This is a genomic window from Polaribacter sp. HA6-7, assembly GCF_055693625.1.
The window spans coordinates 2,827,374-2,839,819 of the sequence record NZ_CM146338.1 but is presented as its reverse complement, the minus strand read 5'-3'; the positions used below and the strand labels follow the sequence as shown (position 1 = coordinate 2,839,819).

6 protein-coding genes and 3 pseudogenes are annotated in these 12,446 nt (G+C 31.7%); 6 read left to right on the top strand and 3 right to left on the bottom strand.

The window, feature by feature from the left end:
- The first annotated feature begins 1 nt into the window (after window position 1).
- Both ACZ1HD_RS15825 and ACZ1HD_RS15820 read left to right on the top strand, forming a co-directional pair.
- A complete protein-coding gene (locus tag ACZ1HD_RS15825; protein ID WP_472687986.1) occupies window positions 2-1,699 on the top strand; it encodes a S8 family peptidase in 1,698 nt (565 codons plus the stop codon).
- Between the two features lie 198 nt (window positions 1,700-1,897).
- Window positions 1,898-3,606: pseudogene (locus ACZ1HD_RS15820) on the top strand (M1 family metallopeptidase).
- Window positions 3,607-3,667: 61 nt separating this feature from the next.
- Here the strand turns inward: ACZ1HD_RS15820 and ACZ1HD_RS15815 are convergent.
- The 3 genes and pseudogenes from ACZ1HD_RS15815 to ACZ1HD_RS15805 all read right to left on the bottom strand — a co-directional run bounded on the left by ACZ1HD_RS15815 (window position 3,668) and on the right by ACZ1HD_RS15805 (window position 6,400).
- A pseudogene (locus ACZ1HD_RS15815) lies at window positions 3,668-4,332 on the bottom strand (LysE family translocator).
- A 20-nt stretch (window positions 4,333-4,352) separates the two neighbouring features.
- Window positions 4,353-5,399 (bottom strand): ferredoxin--NADP reductase, encoded by a 1,047-nt coding sequence (locus ACZ1HD_RS15810; RefSeq protein WP_079737539.1) that lies wholly within the window; start codon window positions 5,397-5,399, stop codon window positions 4,353-4,355.
- 11 nt (window positions 5,400-5,410) lie between these two features.
- Window positions 5,411-6,400 carry an aspartate-semialdehyde dehydrogenase gene (locus ACZ1HD_RS15805; protein ID WP_340932125.1) on the bottom strand — a complete coding sequence of 330 codons (990 nt, stop codon included), beginning with the start codon at window positions 6,398-6,400 and terminating at the stop codon, window positions 5,411-5,413.
- Window positions 6,401-6,737: 337 nt separating this feature from the next.
- Between ACZ1HD_RS15805 and trhO the strand changes: the two genes are divergently transcribed.
- The 4 genes and pseudogenes from trhO (at window position 6,738) to ACZ1HD_RS15785 (ending at window position 12,425) form a co-directional block, all read left to right on the top strand.
- On the top strand, window positions 6,738-7,769 hold the full coding sequence (trhO, locus tag ACZ1HD_RS15800; protein WP_079737537.1) for an oxygen-dependent tRNA uridine(34) hydroxylase TrhO: 1,032 nt from the start codon (window positions 6,738-6,740) through the stop codon (window positions 7,767-7,769).
- 401 nt (window positions 7,770-8,170) lie between these two features.
- Window positions 8,171-9,577, top strand: a complete 1,407-nt coding sequence (locus tag ACZ1HD_RS15795) for a PSP1 domain-containing protein (protein WP_472687985.1) — start codon at window positions 8,171-8,173, stop codon at window positions 9,575-9,577.
- Window positions 9,578-9,640: 63 nt separating this feature from the next.
- A complete protein-coding gene (locus tag ACZ1HD_RS15790; protein ID WP_472687984.1) occupies window positions 9,641-10,075 on the top strand; it encodes a gliding motility lipoprotein GldH in 435 nt (144 codons plus the stop codon).
- Window positions 10,076-10,131: 56 nt separating this feature from the next.
- Window positions 10,132-12,425 (top strand): annotated as a pseudogene (locus tag ACZ1HD_RS15785) (penicillin-binding protein 1A).
- The last annotated feature ends 21 nt before the right edge of the window (window positions 12,426-12,446 follow it).

Below are 12,446 nucleotides of genomic sequence, written 5' to 3'. Positions count from 1 at the left end.
GATGAGAGTATTAAAGCCAATTATTTATACAGCGGTTGCTAGTGTTGTTTTTGCAAGTTGTAAAACATCAATAAATACAATTCCGGTACCAAATGGTGCAGAAAATGTAATAAATATTCCTGCTAAAAAAGGAGCATTAACAGAAGAAGAAGTGCAGGTTTGGAGTCATATGGATTTACAAACAGACTCGATTCCGGGTATGAGTATTGCAAAAGCATATCAATTTTTAGAAGGTAAAAAAGGAGTGCGGGTAATTGTTGCTGTTGCAGATTCCGGTATAGATGTAGAGCATGAAGATCTAAAGGATGTTGCTTGGGTTAACCCTAAAGAAGTAGCAAATAATAATAAAGATGATGATAACAACGGTTATGTAGATGATGTACACGGATGGAATTTTCTTGGAAATAAAGAAGGTAAAATTGTAAATGCAGATCAACTAGAACTAACTAGAATTGTTAAAAAAGGAATGGACAAATTTGGCGATAAAAAAGCATCTGAGATTGCAGATGCCGATAAAGCTGAATTTCAAGAATTTTTAAAGTTAAAAGAAAAGTATACACAATCTGTGGCTGCTCATAAACAAGAATTATTCAATCTTGAGCAAACAGAGACAAGAATTACACAAATAGAGCAAAATTTTAAAGATGTAAAAGAATTTTTAGGAAAAGAAGATTTTACTATAGAAGATTTAAAAAGTGCAAAACCGGAAAGTGCACAATTAGCAGCAAAAATTGCCGATGTTTCTAACATGTTATCTAGAGGTATGAGCGAAAAAGGTTTGCTAGATTATAAGAAGCAGTTATTAGATTATAAGAAAGGTAAAGACGCTTCTAAAAGTTACGATTTAGATTTTAATGCTAGACAAACTTTAGACGATGATTTATATGATATTAACGATAAATTCTACGGTAACAATAATGTAATTGGTTCTAAAGATTTAGAAAGTCATGGTACACACGTTGCAGGTATAGTTGCAGCTTCTAGAAATAATAATAAAGGTGTAAACGGTGTTGCTAGCAATGTTAAAATTATGGCAGTAAGAGTTGTGCCGGATGGCGATGAACACGATAAAGATATTGCTTTAGGAATTCGTTATGCAGTTGATAATGGTGCAAAAATTATAAATACAAGTTTTGGTAAAGCATATTCACCAAATAAACAATGGGTTTATGACGCTATTAAATATGCAGAAAGTAAAGATGTTTTAATTGTAAATGCTGCTGGTAATGATGGTAAGAATATTGATATCGAAAAAACATACCCAAATGATTCTAAAGATTTAGTAAACGAAATTGCTGATAATGTTTTAACAATAGGAGCAATGAGTTTACATTATGATGAAAACTTGCCAGCTACTTTTTCTAATTATGGTAAAATGAATGTAGATGTATTTGCACCAGGTGTAGATATTTATGCAACATTTCCTAAAAACGAATATCAAGCTATTAGTGGTACATCTATGGCAGCACCTTCAAGTGCTGGTGTAGCGGCTTTAGTGCGTTCGTATTATCCGCAGTTATCTGCAAGTCAAGTAAAGCATATTTTAATGAACTCTGGTTTAAAAGTTAATTTTGATGTTATCAAACCAGGTACTAAAGACGAAAAAGTTTCATTCTCAGATTTATCAGTTTTCGGTAGAGTAGTTAATGCTTATAATGCGTTAATTATGGCAGATAGAATTGTAAACGGAAAAAAATAATAATTACAAACAGCAATCTTTTGATTGCTGTTTTTTACTTTTATATTCAAATTTAATTAACTATCACATGAAAAAAACCTACTTTTATTTTTTGCAATTGCTATAATTGCTTCTTGTACCCAAACAAAAGAAGCAACATATCAGCAAAAAGAAGACACTAAGTTTACTACTTATTGGCAACAACACATCGATTATACAATGGATATTGATGTTGATACAGAAAAGTATCAATATAAAGGTTCACAAAAAGCGGTGTACACAAACAACTCTCCAGATCAATTAGATAAAGTTTATTACCACTTATATTTTAATGCTTTTCAACCAGGTTCTCAAATGGATGTTAGATCTTTAAACATCAAAGATCCAGATAGAAGAGTTAGAGATAGAATTAGCAAATTAAATGCTGATGAAATTGGTTATATTAAAGTAAACTCTCTAAAACAAAACGGAACAGCGGTAACTTATGAAACTGTAGGCACTATTTTAGAAGTAACTTTAAATACGCCAATTAAATCCGGTGAAACAGTTACTTTAGATATGGATTTTGATGCACAAGTTCCTGTTCAAATTAGAAGAACTGGTAGAAATAATAAAGAAGGTGTCGCACTTTCAATGTCTCAATGGTATCCTAAAATGGCAGAATATGATTTTGAAGGTTGGCATACTCCACCTTATATTGCTAGAGAATTCCACGGAATTTGGGGTAATTTTGATGTGAAGATTTCTATTGATAAAGATTACGTTGTTGGTGGTACAGGTTACTTACAAAATCCGCAAGAAATAGGACACGGTTATGAAGACAAAACAAAGCAGTTAAACGTGCCAAGTACAGAGAAATTAACTTGGCATTTTAAAGCACCAAATGTACATGATTTTATGTGGGCAGCAGATCCTAACTACAATCATGATGTTTTAAAAATGGCAAACGGAATTGATTTACACTTTTTATATAAGAAAGATTTAGAGGCAAAGTATTTAAGAAACTGGAAAGAATTACAGCCAAAAACAGCTGAATTAATGTCTTATTTTAGTAAGCATGTTGGTCAATATCCATATAAACAATATTCTGTTATACAAGGTGGAGATGGTGGTATGGAATATGCAATGTCTACTTTAATTACAGGAAAAAGAAGTTTTGGTAGTCTTTTTGGTGTTACTTCTCATGAAATGGCACACACTTGGTTTCAGTTTTTGTTAGCTACCAACGAAAGTAAACACCCTTGGATGGACGAAGGTTTTACATCTTATATTTCTAACAAAGCATCTTATGAAATTTTAAAAAGAGGAAACAAAAATCCAAATGCAGGTCCATATAGAGGTTACAACTATTTAGTAAAAAATAATATAGAAGAACCTTTAACTACACATGCAGATAGATATAATACTAATGCAGCTTATAGTACTGGTAGTTATGGTAAAGGAAGCATGTTTTTATCGCAATTAGAATATGTAATTGGTGCAGATAATGTAGCAAAAGGATTAAAAAAATACTTTACAGATTTTAGTTTTAAACACCCAACACCAAACGATGTAAAGCGTTCTATGGAAAAAGTTTCGGTATTCATTTAGATTGGTATTTAAATGAGTGGACACAAACTATACATACAATAGATTATGGTGTAAAATCTGTAAACAATAAAACGATTACTTTAGAGAGAATTGGTAAAATGCCAATGCCTATCGATTTAGAAGTTACTTATGTTGATGGTTCTGTAGAAAACTTTAATATACCATTAAGAATAATGAGAGGTAATAAGCCAACAACAGCAACTGTTATTACAGATTGGGGTTGGGCAATGCCAACATATACTTTTAACGCATCGAAAGCGGTTAAATCTGTAACAATAGATAAAAGTAAACTAATGGCAGATGTTAATGCTGATAATAACTTTTACGAAGTAAAATAATACTTCTACAAAAAAGAGAAAAGCCTCATCATAATTTATGATGAGGCTTTTTTATTGTTATCTAGTTGATAAAATCTTCAATTCTATCATTTGGTATAAAACCTTTCAACATTAAGAATACACCACAAATTATCAATATAATTCCCATAATTTTTTTCACTCTAAAAATTACTTGTGGTGTCATTTTAGATTTTAATTGTTTGGCTAAAAAAATCTTACCTAAATCGGTTACAAAATAACCTATTAAAACAGTACCAAAATACCAAAATATAGCATTTTGATCCATTTTTAAGGTAGGGCCAATTACAAGAACAGTACCTAACCAAAAAGCTAAAACACCTACGTTTATAAAGTTTAAAAAGAATCCTTTAAAAAATAATTTTAAGTAGTTGTTTTTTATGGGTACATCTACAATTTTAGCAGATTCTAATGCTTCTTTTTTGTTCTCTTTTTCTAAATACGTAATTAAACCATAAATTATAAGTACCAAGCCGCCAAGAAAGAATAATCGCGGATCGTCTTTAATTTTTTCTAGCAGAGATCTACTTCCGTAGTAAGCAATTAGAATAAAGGATAAATCGCCTAAAATAACACCTAAATCAAAAACAATTGCAGCTCTAGCGCCTTTTAAAATACTAGTTTGTATTAACATAAAAAAACAGGTCCTATCATGAAAGCCATGAAAAAACCTATTAAAAAAGCATTTTTAAAGTCGTAAATATCCATATTGGCAAAAATACGGAAATTTAAACATCATCAAAGTCAATTGTAATTTTTGGTGTTGTTGGATATGCTTGACATGCTAAAACCAAACCTTCTTCAATTTCACTATCTGTAAGTATAGAATTTTTTACCATTACAGCTTTTCCTTCGGTAACTTTACACATACAAGAACTACAAACACCACCTTGACAAGAGTAAGGTGCATCTAAGTTATTGCGTAAACTTGCCGCTAAAAGATCGTCTGTTTGTTGCATAGAAAAAGTAGTTTCTTCATCGTCTAAAAGAACTTTAACTTCTGTAACGCCTTCTTTAACTTCTGCAGCAGCTTCTTTATCAATAGAAGTTGTAAATAATTCGAAATGAATATTTTCTTTACTAATTTTATTAGCAGCTAAAGTTTTAGAAACTTCTTCTATCATTTGTTCTGGTCCGCATAAAAAAGCAGCATCAAAACTAGTTTCTTTGTACATGTTTTTAACGAAATACTTTGTTACGTTTTCGTCTATTCTACCACGCAAACCGTTTTTTACGTTTTCTCTACTGTATATAAAATGCAAATTTAAACGTTCTGAATACGTTTCTTTTAAAGCGTTTAATTCATCAAAAAAGATAGTGTCTGCAATAGATTTATTACCATAAACTAAAGTAAAGTTAGAAGTGTTTTCTTCTTCTAAAACTGATTTTACCATCGATAAAATTGGCGTAATACCGGAACCTGCAGCAAAACCGATATAGTTTTTATTAGCCTGCGGATTTAGTAAAAAACGACCTTCTGGCTCAGAAACTTCTATTTCATCGCCAGCTTTTAATTTAGATGTTGCGTAGGTAGAAAACACACCGTTTTCTACAGCTTTAATCGCAACTCTAATTTCTCCGCTTTTTGGTGCAGAGCAAATAGAATATGCTCTTCTTATTTCTTCACCATTAATTACTTTTTGTAAAGTAATGTATTGTCCTGCAACAAAATTAAAACTGTTTTTTAAATGTTGAGGTATTTCTAATAAAACAGAAACCGCGTTTGCGGTTTCATGTTTTACTTCTTGTATGTTTACTTTGTAAAATGTTGCCATTTAAATATGTATTATACCAAATTATTCGCAATTAAATATTCGGCAATTTGAACTGTGTTGGTAGCAGCACCTTTTCTAAGGTTGTCTGCAACAATCCACAAATTTAAGGTATTTTCTTGAGATTCGTCTCTTCTAATTCTACCAACAAAAACTTCGTCTTTATTATGCGCATTAATTGGCATCGGATACACGTTGTTGGCCAAATCATCTTCTACAATCACACCAGGTGTTTCGCTTAAAATAGTTCTAACTTCTGCTAAATCGAAATCATTTTCAAACTGCACGTTAACAGCTTCAGAATGCCCACCAGCAGTAGGAATACGAACAGCGGTTGCAGTTACAGAAAAAGAATCATCACGTAAAATTTTCTTTGGCTCTTTAACCAATTTCATTTCTTCTTTAGTGTATCCGTTTTCTAAGAAAATATCACAATGTGGCAAAGCATTTCTACCAATTTTATGCGGATACGCCATTTCTCCGTCTACACCAGCCTCTTCATTATCTAGTTGTTGTACTGCTTTTACACCAGTACCAGAAACAGATTGATACGTAGAAATTACAACACGTTTCATGGTATATTTAGAGTGTAACGGCGCTAAAGCCATTACCAATTGTATTGTAGAACAGTTTGGATTAGCAATAATTTTATCATCAGCAGTTAAAACATCACCATTAATTTCCGGAACTACTAATTTCTTTGTCGGATCCATTCTCCAAGCAGAAGAATTATCTATAACCGTTGTACCAACTTCTGCAAATTTTGGTGCCCATTCTAAAGAAGTATCGCCACCGGCAGAAAATAAAGCCACATCCGGTTTTAAACTCACAGCATCTGCTAAGGTTACAATAGTATATTCTTTGCCTTTATAAGATAATTTTTTACCGGCAGATCTTTCAGATGCTACAGGTATTAACTCAGTTATAGGTAAATTACGTTCTTCTAAAACTTGTAACATTACAGTTCCAACCATTCCAGTTGCTCCAACTACAGCTATTTTCATCGGTATTTCTATTTAATAATTTTTATGATACTACAAAGATGCTAACAAATTAGTAACCAGCCATTCTTTTAATAAAAATTTACCAATATAATTCCTGTTGTTTAAAATTAAACAAATTGATATAAAATTATATTTGTAAGTTAATTTTGAAGCTATTTCCTGCTTTCGCTACTCGCTTTTTTTGCAGAAAAAGCAAAAAAGAGCTCAAACAGACCGCTCTATCAGGGCTAAACTATTTGCATACAATTGGTCTTTTCTATTGCAGTCTTTGCTTTGAAATGATTGTTTAAAAAACTAACTTTGCAAAAAATATATAGTTTAACCTAAAAAGTATAGCATGCAACTGTACAATAAGTTAAGCGCAAAAGAACGCGCTGCATTAATAGATGAGGCTGGTAAAGACCGTCTTACAATATCATTCTATCAATACTTCAAGATAGAGAATCCACAATTATTTAGAGATAAATTATTTTTAGAATGGAACGCCTTAGATGTTCTTGGTAGAATTTATGTTTCTTACGAAGGTATCAATGCACAATTATCGGTACCATCAGAAAATTTTTATGCTTTAAAAGAACAATTAGATAGTATTTCATTTTTAAAAGACATACGTTTAAATGTTGCGGTAGAGCAAGACAATAAATCGTTTTTAAAGTTAAAGGTAAAAGTTAGAAACAAAATTGTTGCCGATGGATTGAATGATGAGACTTTTGATGTAACTAACAAAGGAGTGCACTTAAACGCAAAGGAGTTTAACCAAATGCTAGCAAACCCAAACACGGTTTGTGTAGATATGCGTAACCACTACGAAAGTGAAATTGGACATTTTGATGGTGCTGTAACGCCAGATGTAGATACTTTTAGAGATTCTTTAGATATTATAGAAGAAGATTTAAAAGACAACAAAGAAGATAAGAATTTATTGATGTATTGTACCGGCGGAATTCGTTGCGAAAAAGCATCTGCATATTACAAACACAAAGGTTTTAAAAACGTATTTCAACTAGAAGGCGGTATTATAGAATATACGCGTCAGGTAAAAGAAGAAGGAATCGAAAATAAATTTATTGGTAAAAACTTTGTATTCGATCATAGAAGAGCAGAACGTATTACAGATGATGTAATTTCTAATTGTCACCAGTGTGGTAAAGCGTGCGACGAGCATACAAATTGTGCCAATGAAGCATGTCATTTATTGTTTATACAATGTGATGAATGTTCAGAAAAGATGGAAAACACCTGTTCTACAGATTGCCAAGAAATTATTCAGTTATCTTACGAAGAACAAAAAGAACTTCGAAAAGGGAAGGGAAATAGCAATAAAATCTTTAAAAAAGGACGTTCTGAGAAATTAAAGTTTAAGAAGTAAAGTTAAAAACGATATTTGAAAGCTCTCAATTTTTGAGAGCTTTTTTTATGGATTAAATTTTAAAATATATCTGAATTCAAAAAAGATTATCAGTGAAATTAAATTATACGCTTACTAATTATTTACCTACAAATTCTAATAACAGATAAATTAAAGCTTCTGTTTATAGTAATTTCGTTTTAAAATTAAATATCAGTTCTCTTAAACTTATAAAAAGCTATTTTTTCATTCTTTAAGAATGCGTATATTTACGAATTAGACAAAATTAAGTGGTGTTTTTATACTTGCTTGATAATCAAAATTATGAACTTAAAGATTCTTAATTTTTATGTAATTTAAAGAGGTTTTTTGATGTAAAACGTTTAATTACTAAGAGTTAAAAATTATAAAATATAAATCACATGGCATGTGGAAGTTGCGGTACAACAGAAAATGGTGTACCAAAAGGATGTAAGAGTAATGGTAATTGTGGTAGTGGAACCTGCGGAAGTGGTAGTAATAAATTAGCTGTTTTCGATTGGCTTTCTAACATGACGTTACCAACCGGACAAGAACGTTTTAATATTTTTGAAGTCCGTTTTAAAAACGGAAGAAAACATTTTTATAAAAATGTAGATAATTTACCCATAACAATGGGAGATATTGTTGCTGTAGAAGGAAATCCTGGGCACGATATTGGTACCGTTTCTTTAGCAGGAGAATTGGTAAAAGTGCAAATGAAAAAGCGCAAAATTACCGCAGATCACGAAGACGTTAAAAAAATCTACAGAAAAGCAAGTCAAAGAGATATCGATATTTGGCAACAAGCAAGAGGTAAAGAAGAAGAAACTCAAAGAAGAGGAAGAGAAATCTTAGGTCGCTTAGGTTTGCAAATGAAATTATCTGATGTAGAATATCAAGGAGATGGTAACAAAGCTACTTTTTATTACACAGCAGATGCAAGAGTAGATTTTAGACAATTAATTAGAGATTTGGCAAGTGCATTTTCTATTCGTGTAGAAATGAAACAAGTTGGTGCAAGACAAGAAGCAGCAAGACTTGGTGGTGTGGGTTCTTGTGGTAGAGAATTGTGTTGTTCTACTTGGTTAACAGATTTTAGAAAAGTAACAACATCTGCAGCGCGTTATCAGCAATTATCTTTAAATCCGCTAAAGTTAGCAGGACAATGTGGAAAATTAAAATGCTGTTTAAATTTTGAATTAGATACGTATTTAGATGCCTTAAAAGCGTTTCCGAAACAAGATGTAGTTTTAAAGACAGAAAAAGGAGATGCCGTTTTTGTAAAGATGGATATTTTTAAAGGACATCTTTGGTACACTTATAAAGAAGAGCGTTTCAAGTGGTTTCGTTTGACTTTAGATCAAGTCTTAGAAATTATAGATTTAAATAAAAATAACGAAAAATCTGCTACGTTAGAAGAATATGAGTCTGATGTAGAAATTCCTGTAAAAGTAGATTTTGAAGATGCTGTTGGGCAAGATAGTTTAACAAGGTTTGATGCGCCAAAAACTAGCAAAAGAAGAAGAAATAACAGAAACAAGAAAAAGAAAAACCTGTTGCAGCTGCGGCAAGCACAACGCAACAAAAACCAAACGCTAGAAAGAAACCGCAAGCAAAACCCGCCGCAAAAAAAGGAAACAGGCAACCACAAAAAAATAAGCCACAACAACCAGGGCAAGCACAAGGGCAGCAAAAACCAAATAAACCAAAGCAGAAATCTAAGCCAAGGCAAAAACCTGTTGCTAAAAATACAGATGCTACAAAATCTGTTGCAAAAGCGAATGCAAATACAAACAAACCAAAGGTAGAAGGTAAAAGACTAAACAAACCAAGAAGAAATAATAGAAATCGTAAAAACAATACGCCTAAGAATGGAAAGGATTCAGAAAAATAAAATATTACTTTTTGTAGGTTTTTTCTTTTTGATGATTTCTTGTCAAGACGTATCCGAGTTTAATCAATATAAAACATTAGAAGATGGTTCTTGGAAATCGAACCAAGATTTAACGTTTAATTTTGAAGTTAAAGATACGATTCGACCAAAAAATTTGTTTATCAATATTAGAAATAATAACGAATACGAATACAGTAATTTGTTTATAATAACAACTTTAAAGTTTCCGAATAACACAGCAGTTATAGATACGTTGCAATATGAAATGGCAGATGAAAAAGGGGTGTTTTTAGGTAGTGGATTTTCGAGTATCAAAGAAAATAAATTATTTTATAAGGAAGAAAAAGTTTTTCCTACTTCGAAATTACGTTTTAAGTGTAAAACAAGCAATGCGAAAAAACGGAGAAATTAACGAGATTAAAAATTTAAAAGGAATTTTAGACGTTGGTTTAACTATTGAAAAAATTAATGAATAATGGCAAAAAAGAAACTACAAGTTTTAAAAAATATTTAAAATGGTTCACGGGAATTGTTTTAGGAGGTTTTACACTAATCTTATTGTTGTTTTTGTATACAGCCTGGGATCCTTTTGATGCTTTACCATCTTTTGAAGAATTAGAAAATCCGCAGACCAATTTAGCAACAGAAGTTATTTCTATTGATGGTAAAACAATAGGAAAATATGCAACAGAAAACAGAACGCCAATTACTTTTAAAGAGTTGCCAACAAATTTGGTAAATGCATTAGTTGCTACAGAAGACGAGCGTTTTTACGAACATTCTGGTATCGATTTTAGAGGAACAGCAAGAGCTGTAGTAAAGTTAGGTGCTGGCGGTGGTGCTAGTACAATTACACAACAACTGGCTAAAAATTTATTTACCAAAAGAGCTTCGGTAACAAGATAAAAAGAGTTATACAGAAAGCAAAAGAATGGATTGTTGCCATCAAATTAGAAAGACAATATACAAAGCAAGAAATAATTGCAATGTATTTAAATACGCAAGATTTTATTTTTAGAGCAGTAGGTATTCGATCTGCTTCAAGAATTTATTTTGGTAAAGAAGCTAAAGATTTAGATTTACAAGAAGCAGCAATTATTGTTGCGATGTTAAAAAATCCTAGACAATACAATCCTCATAGAGAAATCTCAAAAAAGAAATCTTTAAATAGAAGAAATGTGGTTTTTGCTCAGATGTATAAAAATAGTTTTATCACAGAAGAAGAAAAAGATTCATTGCAAAAATTACCTTTAAAAATTAACTTTACTCGAGAAAGTCACAGTGATGGTTATGCTACCTATTTTAGAGGGCACTTACAAAAAGTGATGCGTAAATGGGTAAAAGAACACCCAAAACCTAACGGAGAAGAGTATAATATTTTTGAGGATGGATTAAAAATCTATGTAACTTTAGATTCTAGAATGCAACAGTATGCAGAAGAAGCCGTAAATGAGCATATGGCAAATTTGCAGAAATACTTTTTTAAAGAACAGAAAAATAATAAAACGGCTCCTTTTTTAGATATTGAAAAAAGCCAAGTTGCCGGAATTTTAAATAGAGCTAAGAAAAACTCTGAAAGATATAAGCGATTAAAAAAAGCAGGAAAATCTTCAAAATATATAGATGAAGTTTTTAAGAAAAAAACTGCAATGAAAGTGTTTTCTTATAAAGGAGATATTGATACAATTATGTCTCCAAACGATTCAATTAAATATTATAAATACTTTTTACGTTCCGGTTTATTATCAATAGAACCACAAACAGGGCACATTAAAGCTTGGGTTGGTGGCGTAAATTATAAACACTTTAAGTTTGATGCAGTAGAACAACAAAAAAGGCAAGTAGGTTCTACCTTTAAGCCATTTGTATATGCAACTGCAATTAATCAATTAAAATTGTCACCTTGTACAGAGTTTCCTAATATTCCTTATACGATTCCGCAAGGAAAATACGGAATTCCGAAGCTTATACACCAGAGAATTCTAACTCTAAGTATGGCGGAATGTTAACGCTTAAAGAAGGTTTAGCAGGTTCTGTAAATACAATGTCTGCAAGATTAGTAGATATGGTTTCACCAGAAAATGTTGTTCGATTGGCAAAGTCTGCGGGTATCGAAACTGATATACCGGCAAATCCTTCTATTGCTTTAGGTGCTGTAGATTTATCATTATTAGAAATGGTTAGTGCTTATTCTACTTTTGCAAATAGAGGTTTGCGCGTTAGCCCTATGATTATTACAAGAATAGAAGATAAAAACGGAACAGTTTTAGAAGAATTTACACCAAAAACACAAGAAGTTTTAAGTGAAGAATCTTCGTATGTTGTTTTAAATCTTTTAGAAGGTGTAACTCAATCTGGTTCGGTGCAAGATTGCGTTCGGCTATACCGCTTATCCAAAAATTGTAACGGGTTTTCCATATAAATTTACGAATGCAATTGCAGGTAAAACGGGTACAACTCAGAATCAATCAGATGGTTGGTTTATGGGTGTTGTGCCAAATTTGGCAACTGGAGTTTGGACTGGTGGAGAGGATAGATCTACGCATTTTCCGGGTATTGGTTACGGGCAAGGAGCAACTATGTCTTTACCTTCTTGGGCTTTATTTATGCAAAAATGTTATGCTGATAAAAGTTTAAAAATTAGTAAAGCAGAATTTGATAAGCCAGAAAACTTGTCGATAAATATCAATTGCGAAGAAGATACAGATGATAAGGATGATAAAGAAGAAAAGGTTGTGCCAGAAGAAGATACAGACTTTTAATTTTTATTCTTATCAATACTC